The organism is Stenotrophomonas sp. Sm10 (genome assembly GCF_030985515.1).
GTDB classification, from domain to species: Bacteria; Pseudomonadota; Gammaproteobacteria; order Xanthomonadales; family Xanthomonadaceae; genus Stenotrophomonas; species Stenotrophomonas hibiscicola.
The window spans coordinates 1-12,832 of record NZ_JAPTFO010000095.1 but is presented as its reverse complement, the minus strand read 5'-3'; the positions used below and the strand labels follow the sequence as shown (position 1 = coordinate 12,832).

At 66.5% G+C, this 12,832-nt stretch carries 15 protein-coding genes; 3 read left to right on the top strand and 12 right to left on the bottom strand.

From position 1 onward, the window contains the following. Positions 1-77: 77 nt before the first annotated feature. Positions 78-398: a quaternary ammonium compound efflux SMR transporter SugE gene (sugE, locus tag O0J15_RS18610; protein ID WP_005419816.1), complete on the bottom strand. Its 321-nt coding sequence runs from the start codon at positions 396-398 to the stop codon at positions 78-80. 167 nt (positions 399-565) lie between these two features. Beyond that, entirely contained in the window at positions 566-1,360 is a 795-nt protein-coding gene (gene speD, locus O0J15_RS18605) for an adenosylmethionine decarboxylase (protein ID WP_019661504.1), read from the bottom strand. A 149-nt stretch (positions 1,361-1,509) separates the two neighbouring features. Between speD and crp the strand changes: the two genes are divergently transcribed. Next, on the top strand, positions 1,510-2,199 hold the full coding sequence (gene crp, locus O0J15_RS18600; protein WP_010482649.1) for a cAMP-activated global transcriptional regulator CRP: 690 nt from the start codon (positions 1,510-1,512) through the stop codon (positions 2,197-2,199). A gap of 62 nt (positions 2,200-2,261) precedes the next feature. After that, the gene (locus tag O0J15_RS18595) at positions 2,262-3,023 is read left to right on the top strand and encodes a sulfite exporter TauE/SafE family protein (RefSeq protein ID WP_019661505.1); all 762 of its coding nucleotides are present in this window, start codon (positions 2,262-2,264) and stop codon (positions 3,021-3,023) included. A 77-nt stretch (positions 3,024-3,100) separates the two neighbouring features. Here O0J15_RS18595 and O0J15_RS18590 read toward each other — a convergent pair whose 3' ends face one another. From O0J15_RS18590 to O0J15_RS18545, 10 genes are all read right to left on the bottom strand, one after another. Beyond that, complete coding sequence (locus O0J15_RS18590; RefSeq protein WP_134732073.1) at positions 3,101-3,817, bottom strand: haloacid dehalogenase-like hydrolase; 717 nt, start codon at positions 3,815-3,817, stop codon at positions 3,101-3,103. Then, positions 3,814-4,608 (bottom strand): indole-3-glycerol phosphate synthase TrpC, encoded by a 795-nt coding sequence (trpC, locus tag O0J15_RS18585; protein ID WP_019661507.1) that lies wholly within the window; start codon positions 4,606-4,608, stop codon positions 3,814-3,816. The genes O0J15_RS18590 and trpC overlap by 4 nt, the downstream gene beginning before the upstream one ends. Positions 4,609-4,683: 75 nt before the next feature. After that, positions 4,684-5,715 (bottom strand): anthranilate phosphoribosyltransferase, encoded by a 1,032-nt coding sequence (gene trpD / locus O0J15_RS18580; protein WP_111113252.1) that lies wholly within the window; start codon positions 5,713-5,715, stop codon positions 4,684-4,686. A gap of 16 nt (positions 5,716-5,731) precedes the next feature. Further along, positions 5,732-6,319 (bottom strand): aminodeoxychorismate/anthranilate synthase component II, encoded by a 588-nt coding sequence (locus tag O0J15_RS18575; protein WP_071305950.1) that lies wholly within the window; start codon positions 6,317-6,319, stop codon positions 5,732-5,734. A gap of 2 nt (positions 6,320-6,321) precedes the next feature. After that, positions 6,322-7,101, bottom strand: coding sequence for an SIMPL domain-containing protein (locus O0J15_RS18570; RefSeq protein ID WP_021202668.1), 780 nt, complete (start codon positions 7,099-7,101; stop codon positions 6,322-6,324). A gap of 67 nt (positions 7,102-7,168) precedes the next feature. Then, a complete protein-coding gene (trpE, locus tag O0J15_RS18565) occupies positions 7,169-8,644 on the bottom strand; it encodes an anthranilate synthase component I (protein ID WP_134735175.1) in 1,476 nt (491 codons plus the stop codon). 309 nt (positions 8,645-8,953) lie between these two features. After that, a complete protein-coding gene (gene yegS, locus O0J15_RS18560) occupies positions 8,954-9,883 on the bottom strand; it encodes a lipid kinase YegS (RefSeq protein ID WP_308306099.1) in 930 nt (309 codons plus the stop codon). A 223-nt stretch (positions 9,884-10,106) separates the two neighbouring features. Next, positions 10,107-10,589, bottom strand: a complete 483-nt coding sequence (locus O0J15_RS18555) for a GNAT family N-acetyltransferase (RefSeq protein ID WP_026347198.1) — start codon at positions 10,587-10,589, stop codon at positions 10,107-10,109. A 12-nt stretch (positions 10,590-10,601) separates the two neighbouring features. After that, positions 10,602-11,279 (bottom strand): ribulose-phosphate 3-epimerase, encoded by a 678-nt coding sequence (rpe, locus tag O0J15_RS18550; RefSeq protein WP_019661514.1) that lies wholly within the window; start codon positions 11,277-11,279, stop codon positions 10,602-10,604. 57 nt (positions 11,280-11,336) lie between these two features. Continuing rightward, positions 11,337-11,666, bottom strand: coding sequence for a DnaJ family molecular chaperone (locus O0J15_RS18545; protein WP_008265098.1), 330 nt, complete (start codon positions 11,664-11,666; stop codon positions 11,337-11,339). A gap of 141 nt (positions 11,667-11,807) precedes the next feature. Here O0J15_RS18545 and O0J15_RS18540 point away from each other — a divergent pair, with 141 nt between their 5' ends. Then, positions 11,808-12,734 (top strand): phosphoribosylaminoimidazolesuccinocarboxamide synthase, encoded by a 927-nt coding sequence (locus O0J15_RS18540; protein ID WP_021202666.1) that lies wholly within the window; start codon positions 11,808-11,810, stop codon positions 12,732-12,734. Positions 12,735-12,832 lie beyond the last annotated feature (98 nt).

Below are 12,832 nucleotides of genomic sequence, written 5' to 3'. Positions count from 1 at the left end.
CCCGCACCAACGGCGCGGGCCTACCAGGAGGTGCGGGGGGGCCGACGGTGGGGCCCGACCGTTGGTCGGGCCATCAATCAGTTGGGCGAGACCAGCTTCAGGCCGATCACGCCGGCTACGATCAGGCCCACGCAGGCCAGGCGGGCCGGCGATGCGCTGTCGTTGAACAGGTAGATGCCCAGCACCGCCACGCCCATGGCACCGATGCCGGTCCAGATCGCATAGGCCGTGCCGACCGGGATGCTCTTCATCGCCTGGCTCATCAGGTACAGGCTGATCAGGGCGGACACCACCGTGGCAACGGTGGGCAGGGGTTTGCTGAAGCCTTCGGAGTACTTCATTCCGAGGGCGAAACCGATCTCGAACAGGCCGGCCAGCAGCAGGTAGATCCAGGGCATGGGTGGGGGCTCCTTACCTTTTGGGGAAAAAACGAAACGGCCCCGTGTTTTCACACCGGGCCGTGGGTCGGTACATCACCATGGAGCCAATCGCGCGTGCGACGCCAGTTCCATGGGGCGGGTCGTCCCGCCTGGGTGGCGATGCCTGCGGGCATCGCACATGGGGCTTACTCGGACAGGTTCCGGCCGTGGAACAACTCTTCGATCTCGCGCTTGAGCAGCGCCTCGATCTTCATGCGCTCCTTGAACGACAGGTTCCTGGCCTTTTCCTCGAACAGGTACTGGTCCAAGTCGAAGTCCTTCAGGTGCATCTTCGTGTGGAAGATGTTTTCCTGGTAGACGTTGACGTCGAACATCTCGTAACGCGACTTGATGTTCTTGGCCAGGAAGTTCTGGATCGAGTTGATCTTGTGGTCGATGAAGTGCTTCTTGCCCTTCACATCACGGGTGAAGCCACGGACGCGGTAGTCCATGATCACGATGTCCGATTCCAGGCTCTCGATCAGGTAGTTCAGGGCCTTCAGCGGGGAAATGACGCCACAGGTGGCCACGTCGATGTCCGCGCGGAACGTCGCGATACCTTCCTGCGGATGGGTCTCCGGGTAGGTATGGACCGTGATGTGGCTCTTGTCCATGTGCGCGACCACGGCGTCGGAGATCAGCTCCTTGCCGGCCAGCTTCTTGTCGATCACCGGTTCTTCGGAGATCAGGATGGTCACCGAGGCACCCTGCGGGTCGTAGTCCTGGCGGGCCACGTTCAGGATGTTGGCGCCGATGATCTCGGCGACATCGGTCAAGATCTGAGTCAGCCTGTCGGCGTTGTACTCTTCATCGATGTATTCAATGTAACGCTGACGCTCCTCTTCGGTGCGCGCGTAACACACGTCATAGATGTTGAAGCTCAGCGCCTTGGTGAGGTTGTTGAAACCCTGCAGCCTCAGGCGAGGCAACGGCTTGACCACGGCGGTCGATTCCTGTGTAAGAAGGGAAAGGGGGAATTATGGGGCAAACTGCCCCCGGGGGGAACGTGAAGAGCGCTCACATCTGGCACACTGTTTGCCCTTAACAATTGCGCTGGTTAAGCTCCGCTATCGACCCCGTGAATCCGTTCATGCGCAGAGGGAGCGCTCCTATCGTGTCAACCGTGCGCCTAGCTAGCAGTCCACTGGCCCTGGATATCGCCACAATCGATCGTTTCCTGGCGCACAGCCACAGGCGGCGATACCCCACCCGTACCGACGTCTTCCGGCCCGGGGACCCGGCGGGAACCCTGTATTACGTCATCAGCGGCTCGGTTTCGATCATGGCCGAGGAAGATGACGATCGCGAGCTGGTGCTGGGCTACTTTGGTGCCGGCGAATTCGTCGGCGAGATGGGTCTGTTCGTCGAATCGGACCGCCGCGAGGTGATCCTGCGGACCCGTACCGCCTGCGAGCTGGCCGAAATCAGCTACGAGCGCCTGCATCAGCTGTTCCTCGGCCCGCTGTCGGCCGATGCCCCGCGCCTGCTGTATGCGCTGGGCCAGCAGATTTCCAAGCGCCTGCTCGACACCAGCCGCAAGGCCAGCCGCCTGGCGTTCCTGGACGTGACAGACCGGATCGTGCGCACCCTGCACGACCTGGCGCAGGAACCGGAGGCGATGAGCCATCCGCAAGGCAGCCAGCTGCGTGTATCGCGCCAGGAGCTGGCGCGCCTGGTCGGCTGCTCGCGCGAGATGGCCGGCCGCGTGCTGAAGAAACTGCAGACCGACGGCCTGCTGCATGCCCGCGGCAAGACCGTGGTGCTGTACGGCACCCGTTGACCGTTGAGCACCCGGTGGGTGCGGACCTTGGTCCGCACTCCCTGGCGCGCTAGGCTCGGTGCATGGAGCTGAGCAGCGAATTCTGGTGGTTCATCCTCATCGGCCTGGGCGCACAGCTGGTCGACGGCGCGCTGGGCATGGCGTTCGGCCTGGTGTCCTCGTCGGTGATGCTGAGCATGGGCCTGCCGCCGGCGCAGGTCAGCGCCAGCATCCACACCGCTGAAGTGTTCACCACGGGCGCCTCGGGGGTGTCGCACCTCGCAGCCGGAAATGTCGATAAGCGCCTGTTCCTGCGCCTGGCCCTGCCCGGCGCAGTGGGCGGCGCCCTGGGCGCGTACGTGCTCACGCAGCTCCCCGGCGAGATCATTCGGCCACTGATCTACCTGTACCTGCTGGTGCTGGCGATCATCATCCTGGCCCGCGCCGCTGGGCGCTGGATGCCCAAGGGCGAGATCCGCCGGGTGCCGGTGCTGGGCTTCTTCGCCGGCCTGCTCGACGCCAGCGGCGGCGGTGGCTGGGGGCCCATCGCCACGTCCACCCTGCTCGCCCGCGGCGGCCAGGCGCGCACCACCATCGGAACAGTCAACGCAGCCGAGTTCGTGGTCACGTTGACGGTGTCAGCGACCTTCCTGTTGTCGATGGGCGTGCAGCACCTGCAGATCGTCGCCGGCCTGCTGATCGGCGGCATGATGGCAGCGCCGGTGGCGGCGATCCTGGTCAAGCGGGTGAAGGAGCGCTGGGTGCTGGTGGCCGTGGGCGTGCTGGTGCTGGGCATCAGCCTGTTCCAGATCGGCCACGCGGTGTACGGGCATCTGGGCCGCTGAGCGCTTGCCGGGCATGGCCCGGCGGATCATTCACCGTGAGATGGGGTCAGAGCCCCTTCGGGGATCTGACCCTTGGATCAGGCCTTGTCGCCACCACGGTCCACGCAGCCCCAGTTGAGGATGCGGGTGCCGGCGGGCAGCACGCGGCGGAAGAACGCCACCCGGCCCGGCTTCGGGTTCACCACCACCGGTGCCTTGGCCGCCAGCAGCAGCGGCAGGTCGGCGGTGCTGTCGGAGTAGGCGATATCAATATCGCCGTAGCCGCGCTCGCGCAGCATGCGCATTTTCTCTTCGTTGTGGCAGTGACGGGTTGGACCGACGCCGCCCAGCCGTGGGCCGACCTCGGTACCGATCACCGGCACATCCTGATGGGCCACGAAGGCCAGGATCGCGCGTGCAAGCTCCGGCGGCGCACCTGTGGCAACCACCACGCGGTCGCCCTTGGCCCGGTGCGCGGCGAACACCTCCAGCGCCTGCGGCAGCAGCTTGGCGCGCATCTGCGCCTCGTTGCGCAGCACATAGGCGTCGATCACCTTGTTGAAATCGCGCGCACGGTGCAGGCCGAAACTGCCGATCCACACGTAGACCGAAATGCCGGCACGACGGGTCGGCAGCAGCGCCACCATCGGCCCGGCGATCGGCGTGACCAGCAGCGCCGCCAGCATGCGCAACGGGTTGCGCCTGATCAGCGAGGCGAACAGATGGGTGCCCGAATCGCCGTCGTAGAGGGTGTGGTCGAAGTCGAAGACCACCAGCGGCGCATCCTCGCGCGGCGTCGGATAGTGCGTTTTCATGCCGCGAAGAATAGCTGACGCAGGCCCTCGCCCGGCTCTTCCACGCGCATGAAGGCCTCGCCCACCAGGAACGCGTGGATGCCGGCATCACGCATCAGCGCCACGTCCTGCGGCCCCAGGATGCCACTCTCGGTGACCAGCAGGCGGTCGCGCGGCACGGCCTGCTGCATGTCCAGCGTGGTCTGCAGCGACACCTCGAAGGTGCGCAGGTTGCGGTTGTTGATGCCGATCATCGGTGCCGGCACCTGCAGCGCACGCTCCAGTTCGTCGATGTCGTGCACTTCCACCAGCACGTCCATGCCCAGCGACAGCGCCAGTTCGGACAAGGTGGCCAGCTGGGTGTCGTCCAGCGCGGCCACGATCAGCAGGATGCAGTCGGCGCCCAGCACGCGCGCTTCGTACACCTGGTAGGCGTCGATCACGAAGTCCTTGCGCAGCACCGGCAGCGTGCAGGCCTCGCGGGCCTGCTGCAGGTAGGCGTCGGCACCCTGGAAGAAGTCCACGTCGGTCAGCACCGACAGGCAGCTGGCACCGCCGAATTCGTAGCTGACGGCGATGTCGGCCGGGCGGAAGTCCGGGCGGATCACACCCTTGGACGGGCTGGCCTTCTTCACCTCGGCGATCACCGCCGGGTCGCCATTGGCCACCGCCGCCTGCAGCGCGCGCACGAAGCCGCGTACCGGCGGGGCGCTGGCCGCGGCGGCCTGAAGCTCCTCGAGCGGGCGCTGGGCGCGGCGCTGGGCCACTTCTTCGGCCTTGCGGGCCAGGATCGTCTGCAGGATGTCGCTCATCGTCTTCGGGTCGGTGCGGGGGCGGTGAGGACGGCCATTATCGGGCCATCGACGGGGTCAGGCTGAACCGCGCGCTCAGGCAACCAGCGCGCGGGTGGTTTCCACATACTGCTGCAGGCGCTGGCGGGCGCTGCCATTGGCGATGGCGGCACGGGCACGGGCCAGGCCATCGCCGATATCGCTGGCCACGCCGGCAACGTACAGGGCGGCACCGGCATTGAGCGCCACGATGTCCAGCGCCGGGCCCGGCTCGTTGTCCAGCACCGCGCGCAGCATCTGGATGGACTGTTCCGGGCCGTCCACGCGCAGGTTGCGGCTGGCCGACATGGCGATGCCGAAGTCTTCCGGGTGGATCTCGTACTCGCGGACCTTGCCGTCGCGCAGCTCGCCCACCAGGGTGCCCGCCCCCAGCGAGATCTCGTCCATGTTGTCGCGGCCCCAGACCACCATCGCGCGCTCGGTGCCCAGTTCGCGCAGCACGCGGGCCTGGATGCCCACCAGATCGGGATGGAACACGCCCATCAGCACAGACGGCGCGCTGGCCGGATTGGTCAGCGGGCCGAGGATGTTGAAGATGGTGCGCACGCCCATCTCGCGGCGTACCGGCGCGACCACCTTCATCGACGGATGATGGATCGGCGCAAACATGAAGCCGATGCCGGTCCGCTCGATGGCCGCGGCCACCTGATCCGGCTGCAGTTCGATCACCGCGCCCAGCGCTTCCAGCGCATCGGCACTGCCGGACTTGGACGACACGCTGCGATTGCCATGCTTGGCCACGCGCGCGCCGGCGGCGGCCGCGACGAACATCGAGCAGGTGGAGATGTTGAAGGTGTGCGAGCCATCGCCACCGGTACCGACGATATCAACCAGGTTGGAGGTATCGGCCACCGGCACTGGCCGGGCGAATTCACGCATCACGGTGGCCGCCGCGGCGATTTCGTCCACGGTCTCCTTCTTCACGCGCAGGCCGGTGAGGATCGCGGCGGTCATCATCGGAGACACATCGCCGCGCATGATCTGCCGCATCAGGTCGACCATTTCGTCGAAGAAGATTTCGCGGTGCTCGATGGTGCGATGCAGGGCTTCCTGGGGGGAGAAGCTCATGGGTATGCTCCTTGGATCAGGCCGCCGGGCGCTGGAGGAAATTGCGCAGCAGCGCGTGGCCGTGTTCGGTGAGGATGGATTCGGGGTGGAACTGCACGCCTTCCACCGGGAACTGGCGGTGGCGCAGGCCCATGATCTCTTCGATCGAGCCGTCCTCGTTCTCGGTCCAGGCGGTCACTTCCAGGCAGTCGGGCAGACTGTTCTTGTCCACCACCAGCGAGTGGTAGCGGGTGGCCTGGTAGCGGTCCGGCAGGCCGGCGAACACGCCCTTGCCTTCATGGCGGATCGGCGAGGTCTTGCCGTGCATGATGTTGCCGGCGCGGATGACGGTGCCGCCGTAGACCTGGCCGATGCCCTGGTGGCCCAGGCACACGCCGAGGATCGGCGTGGTCGGGCCCAGGCGTTCGATCAGCTCCAGCGACACGCCCGCTTCGTTGGGGGTGCACGGGCCGGGCGAAATGACGATGCGCTCGGGCTTCTGCGCGGCGATCTCGTCCACGCTCATCGCATCGTTGCGCACCACCTTCACTTCGGCGCCCAGCGTCTGCAGGTACTGCACGAGGTTGTAGGTGAAGCTGTCGTAGTTGTCGATCATCCACAACATGGTCAGGTTCCGTCGCTTATCAGGAAAATGGCGTACACGTTTTCGGTGTAGGTGATGGGGCCGGCTTCAATGGATTCGGGCTCAGCGGGCGCGGGCGCGGAGGCGGGCGCGTAGCTGCCGGTCACCGAGATCCTGTCGAGGTCCCCGCCGTCCTCGCCCTGCTGCGGCCATTGCCCGGCCCGGATGCCGTAGGCGAAGTCCGGCGCCACATCGGAGATGCTGTACAGGCCACGCACTCTTGTTCCATAGGCCTTGGCCAGGCCCTGCGCGGACTCGCGGGTCTGGGCCGCTGCCTCGCCCTTGAGTTCGCGGCGCAGCGCCACTTCGCCCGAATAGGTCGGCGCCAGGCTGCTCACCTGTACGTTCTCGTTGGCCTTCAACGCCCCCAGCACATCCTGCATCGCCTTCACGCTGGCGAAGCTGGCACGCAGCTGGCGCGATACGCGGGTACCGATGAAGACCTGCCGGTTCTGCTCATAGCGCGTGGCCGGGCCGATCCGCAGGTTGTCCGCACGCACGCTGCCGTCCACCGCCTTGTGCTGCTTGAACAGTGCCAGCACGCGGGCAACGTTGTCCTGCACGCGGCGGCGCGCGGCGTCGGCGTCCATGTCGGTCTCTTCGATGTTCAACTGCAGGCCGAACCGGTCCGGCATCACCGTGCGGCTGCCCTGCCCCTTCACCAGCAGGTGCGGCTGCGAGGGAATCGTGTTGGCCTGCGCCCACGCAGACGGGGCCATCGTGGCCAGCAGTGACGACCACAGCAATGCGCTCAGCAGCTTCATGCGGTACTCCTTGTCTTGAATGAGAACAGCGGAAGGTGCCGCGGCGCAGGCCACGGCACGGGGAGGATCACAGGCCCTTGGCGGCCTGGGCGACGGCGCGGAACAGCGCGCGGCCCTTGTTCATCGTCTCATCCCATTCCTTGTCCGGGTCCGAGTCGTAGACGATGCCGGCGCCGGCCTGCACGTACAGGCGGCCGTCCTTGATCACCGCGGTGCGGATCGCGATCGCGGTATCGGCATCGCCGTGCCAGCCGATGTAGCCGATGCTGCCGGCGTAGACATTGCGCTTGATCGGTTCCAGCTCGCGGATCACTTCCAGCGCGCGGATCTTCGGCGCGCCGCTGACCGTGCCGGCCGGGAAGGTGGCACGCAGCACGTCGGCATAGCTCAGGCCCGGCTGCAGCTGCCCGGTCACTTCGCTGACGATGTGCATCACGTGGCTGTAGCGTTCGATCACGAACTGCTCGCCCACCTCCACGGTACCTGCCTTCGAGACGCGGCCGGCATCGTTGCGGCCCAGGTCGATCAGCATCAGGTGCTCGGCGCGTTCCTTCGGATCGGCCAGCAGCTCGGCTTCCAGCGCCAGGTCCAGCTCGGGCGTGGCGCCACGCGGGCGGGTGCCGGCGATCGGGCGCACGGTGACTTCGCCGTCCTGAAGGCGTACCAGGATTTCCGGCGATGAACCGACCACCTGCAGGTCGCCGACATCCAGGAAGTACATGTACGGCGACGGGTTCAGCGCACGCAGCGCGCGGTACACATCCACCGGGCGCGCCTTGAACGGCACGCTCAGGCGCTGGCTGAGCACCACCTGGAAGATGTCACCGGCGCGGATGTATTCCTTGCTGCGCTGGACCGCATCGACGAAGCCTTCGCGGGTGAAGCCGGAGACGAAGTCGGACTCGTCCAGCACGTCGCTGTTGAGCGGTGCGGGATAACCGGCGCCGGGCGCGCGCAGCTTGGCAGTCAGCGCATCCAGGCGTGCCTGGGCCTGCTCGAAGGCGCCCTCGACCCGTGGGTCGGCGTGCACGATCAGGTACAGCCGGCCCTTGAGATTGTCGAACACCGCCAGCTCGTTGGAATCCAGCAGCAGGATGTCCGGCGTGCCCAGCTCATCGCGGCCGGCCGGCGGGGCCAGGCGCGGCTCGATGTAGCCGATGCACTCGAAACCGAACCAGCCGACCAGGCCACCGGTGAAGCCCGGCAGGCCTTCCAGCTTCGGCACCGAGTGGGCGCTGCGCAGCGCCTCGACTTCGGCGAACGGGTCGGCCACTTCGCGGGTGTCCGCCACCTGGCCGTCTTCGCGCACAGTCAGCGTGTGGCCATGGAAGGCGTACACGCGACGCGCCGGCAGGCCGATGATCGAGTAACGACCAAAGCGCTCGCCGCCTTCGACGGATTCAAACAGGTAGGTATTGGGGCCGTCGGCGAGCTTCAGATAGACCGAAAGCGGCGTGTCCAGGTCGGACAGCACTTCACGGACGACGGGAATGTGGGTGTGGCCTTCAGCGGCCTGCTGCTGAAACTGAGCGTGCGAGTTCAAGACGACTTTCCTTCCGGGACACAGCGTTATGGGGGCGGACGACGGCAACGGGCCACCATCGCCACCAACGGCGTGCGGAAGAAAGGGTATGCGGGGTCGTCAGGCTGGACACCCCCTGACTGTATCGCAGCCGGGGCGGGAGGGGAACCCTGGGAAACTGAACCACGGGAAAGCACAGGGCTCATGGCGGGGACCGGTGGGGGACCGGCGCGGGAACCGGTGGAGTCGACTGTTAGTCGACTGCTCTTCGTCCCGACGGTAAAACCGGCGCTACACGCGTAAGTCGACTAACAGTCGACTCTACCCCGCCTACCCCGCCAGCAACGGGCAACCGACCGGCAGGTGCATGCGCACCCTGCCCGGCACGCACTCGATGCGGAACTGGCGGGCCTGGACTGGTTCGCCGTCCAGGTTGAGGGTCAACGGGCGCTCGGACTCCACCTGCAGCCACGGCAGCCGCGCACGCGTGGCCAGCTGTTCCAGCGCCGCCTGGGTGCCCGACTTCAGCATCTGGCCGAGCGTGGCGGTGACCTCACCCTCCAGTTCCGGAAGCACGGTGACATCCAGCAGCCCATCGTCGATCATGGCCTGCGGGCACAACTGCTGGCCACCGCCGGCCTGCCGGCCATTGCCGATGCCCAGGGCGATGAAGTCGCCTTCCCACGCGAAATCCGGGCCGGACAGCCGCGCGGTGATCGGCTCGATGCGGCCCAGCTTGGCGATGCCGGTGATCACATAGGCCAGCCCGCCCAGCATCTTCTTCAGGCCGGCATCGGTCTCCACCGTCACCTGCGTGCCGAAGCCACCGCTGGCGAGATTGGCGCACCACCAGGGCGTGCCATCGGCATCCACGCGCAACAGGTCGATGGACCGTGCCGGCACCTGGCCGATCAGCGCGAGGGCATCGCCGGGCTCAGTGGGAATGCCTGCCGACGTGGCGAAGTCGTTGGCGGTCCCCATCGGAATCAACGCCAGCGAAGGCAGCGCTTCCGCCGGTTCCTCACGATGGGCCAGCGTCTCGGCCACCGCGCTGAGCGTGCCATCGCCACCGGCCGCCACGATCACGTCCACGCCATGATTGATGGCCTCGGAAACGTAGCGTTCGGCGTCACCGTCTTCCCAGGTCACCCGCACCTCCAGCTGCACGCCCTGCCCGCGCCAATGGCCCACGGCGTCGCGCAGTTCATCGTTGCCAGCCGATTTGCCGTTGAGGATCAGGCGCCAGCGCGGGGTGGTCATGCGGTACTTCCAGATCAGGGCGGCACAGGCTAGCAATGCACTGTTTGCCCGCAGTGAATGTCACGCAGGTGTCATTCAGCTGCTGGAGAATGGAAGGCCATAGCAGGGACGACGGATGGAGGCAGGATCAGCCTCCCACGCATGCAGCGAGGCCACGCCAGTGATTGGCGTGGCCTTTTTTTTGCCGGCCGTAGATCCACGCCATGCGTGGATGCATTTCACGTCAACCGTTGGCGAAATCGTGCAGCGCCTGGCCCTGCAGCCGGTACACGGTCCACTCGTCCTGCGGCTTTGCGCCGGCGGCGGTGTAGAACTCGATGGCCGGGGTGTTCCAGTCCAGCACCGACCATTCGAAACGACCGCAGCCTTCGGCCACGGCCTGGCGGGCGATGTACTTCAGCAGTGCCTTGCCGGCGCCGCCGCCGCGCTTCTCCGGGCTGATGTACAGGTCTTCCAGGTAGATGCCCTTGCGGCCCAGCCAGGTGGAGTAGTTGTAGAAATACACCGCATAGCCGATGGCCTCACCGTCGGCTTCGCAGATCAACGCGCGGGCAGTCGCATCGGCACCGAACAGGCTTTCGGCAATACCGATCTCATCGGTCTGCACCGAATGCTCGGCCTTCTCGTAGATGGCCAGTTCGCGGATGAAGCGCAGGATCAGGCCAGCGTCGGCCACGGTGGCCGGGCGGATGTTCAACACGGCCACCGTACCCATGGCTCAGCCCCTTGCCGCAGCAACGTTCGCGCGCATCTGCGCGATCACGTCCTGGTAGCTGGTCCTGGCGTTGAAGATGGCCGAACCGGCAACGAAGGTGTCAGCGCCGGCGGCGGCGATCTCACCGATGTTGTCGGCTTTCACGCCACCGTCGATCTCCAGGCGGATGTCCTTGCCGCTGGCATCGATCATCTTGCGCACCACCTTCAGCTTGTCCAGCGCCGAGGGGATGAAGGCCTGGCCGCCGAAGCCCGGGTTGACCGACATCAGCAGCACCAGGTCCAGGTCATCCAGCACCCAGTCGAGGATGTCCACCGGGGTGGCCGGATTGAGCACGATGCCCGGCTTGCAGCCCAGCGAGCGGATCAGCTGGATGGTGCGGTGCACGTGGCGGCTCGCCTCCGGATGGAAGCTGATGTAGGTGGCACCGGCCTCGGCGAAGTCCGGGATGATGCGGTCCACCGGCTCGACCATCAGGTGCACGTCGATCGGCGCGGTGACGCCGTGCTTGCGCAGGGCCTGGCAGACCATCGGGCCGATGGTCAGGTTCGGCACGTAGTGGTTGTCCATCACGTCGAAGTGGACCCAGTCCGCACCGGCAGCGAGGACGTTGTCGACTTCCTCGCCGAGGCGGGCGAAGTTGGCAGAGAGAATGGACGGGGCGATGAGGCAGTTGGACATGGCCGGGGCCTTCGGAACGGGGAAAGGATTCTCCCGCCCGCAGGCGGGACTGTCGGATCAGCGCTTGCGCAGGGTCTTGATGCGGTCGTAGGCGGCATTGATCCGCCGCGACTTCTGCTCGGCCTGCTGCTGCAGCTCGGGGGCGGCGCCGCCAAGCTTGTCGGGGTGGTACTGCGAGATCAGCTTGCGGTAGGCGCGCTCGATCTCGGCATCGGTGGCCTCGGAGGTCAGCCCCAGCTCCCGGTACGGGTTCTCCTTGTTCAGGCGGAACCAGTCCGAATCAAAGGCATGGCCGATCAACAGGCCGACTACCGCGCCGAACAGCGGATTGGGCCGGAACAGCAGGGCCCCGGCGATGAAACCGAGCAGTTTTCCGTACCAGCGCATGGCGCCCCAGGGTCGACCGGCGAAATGGATGCTCATTTTACGTCACAGCGGGCCCGGACCGCTTTACACTAGGCCGCCCGCTGGTCAGCGGGCCCGCCGGGTCCGCTGGGCAGCCGTATCGACAACGCCCCAGGAGTGCCCGTGCCAACCACGCTGTTGCAATCCGATCTCCCCGGCCTGCCCTTGCGCCATCGCGGCAAGGTGCGTGATGTGTTCGATATCCCGCGCGAGCGGCTGCCTGCAGGGACCCCGCCGGGCGACTACCTGCTGATGGTGGCCACCGATCGCCTGTCGGCGTTCGACGTGGTCCTGCCCGACCCGATCCCGGGCAAGGGCGAGATGCTCTGCCAGGTCTCCAACTTCTGGTTCGCCAAGACCGCGCACCTGATGCCCAACCACCTGACCGGCATCGACGTGGCCAGCGTGCTGCCCGAAGGCGTGGACCCGGCCCTGTATGCCAAGCGCGCGGTGGTCACCCGCAAGCTGAAGCCGGTGCCGGTGGAAGCGATCGCCCGCGGCTACCTGATCGGCAGCGGCTGGAAGGATTACCAGCGCACCGGCAAGGTCAGCGGCATCGATCTGCCCGACGGCCTGCGCCAGGCCGAGCAGCTGCCCGAGCCGATCTTCACCCCCTCGACCAAGGCCGCCGTCGGCGACCACGACGAGAACATCGATTTCGACGCGATGGTGAAGCAGGTCGGTGCGGACCTGGCCGAGCGCGTGCGCGACGCCACCCTGCGCATCTACAAGTTCGCCGCCGATTACGCCCGCGAACGCGGCATCCTCCTCGCCGATACCAAGTTCGAGTTCGGTACCGACGCCGATGGCCGCCTGTACATCATGGACGAGATGCTGACGCCGGATTCCTCGCGTTACTGGCCGGCCGACGAGTACGAAGTGGGTACCAGCCCGCCGAGCTACGACAAGCAGTTCGTGCGCGATTACCTGGAGACGCTGGACTGGGGCAAGACCGCCCCGGGCCCGACCATCCCGGCCGAGATCATCGAGCGCACCCGCGCCAAGTACGCCGAGGCGCTGCAGCGCCTGGCCGGGATCAGCGTCGACTGATCCCCCTGTGCCCCCGGCCGGAAAGGCGGGGGCACTCTGAAGGGGTAGTGCCGGCCGCTGGCCGGCAACCTCATGAACTCGGCTATGCTCTGGAGTGC

Coding starts and splice junctions, on each gene's coding strand:
- O0J15_RS18545 (WP_008265098.1), bottom strand. CDS start 11,666: ATGCGCTGGTACGGAAAACTGCTCGGTTTCATCGCCGGGGCCCTGCTG.
- rpe (WP_019661514.1), bottom strand. CDS start 11,279: ATGTCCAACTGCCTCATCGCCCCGTCCATTCTCTCTGCCAACTTCGCC.
- O0J15_RS18590 (WP_134732073.1), bottom strand. CDS start 3,817: ATGAAAACGCACTATCCGACGCCGCGCGAGGATGCGCCGCTGGTGGTC.
- trpC (WP_019661507.1), bottom strand. CDS start 4,608: ATGAGCGACATCCTGCAGACGATCCTGGCCCGCAAGGCCGAAGAAGTG.
- yegS (WP_308306099.1), bottom strand. CDS start 9,883: ATGACCACCCCGCGCTGGCGCCTGATCCTCAACGGCAAATCGGCTGGC.
- trpD (WP_111113252.1), bottom strand. CDS start 5,715: ATGAGCTTCTCCCCCCAGGAAGCCCTGCATCGCACCATCGAGCACCGC.
- O0J15_RS18570 (WP_021202668.1), bottom strand. CDS start 7,101: ATGAAGCTGCTGAGCGCATTGCTGTGGTCGTCACTGCTGGCCACGATG.
- sugE (WP_005419816.1), bottom strand. CDS start 398: ATGCCCTGGATCTACCTGCTGCTGGCCGGCCTGTTCGAGATCGGTTTC.
- O0J15_RS18595 (WP_019661505.1), top strand. CDS start 2,262: ATGGAGCTGAGCAGCGAATTCTGGTGGTTCATCCTCATCGGCCTGGGC.
- crp (WP_010482649.1), top strand. CDS start 1,510: ATGCGCAGAGGGAGCGCTCCTATCGTGTCAACCGTGCGCCTAGCTAGC.
- O0J15_RS18575 (WP_071305950.1), bottom strand. CDS start 6,319: ATGTTGTGGATGATCGACAACTACGACAGCTTCACCTACAACCTCGTG.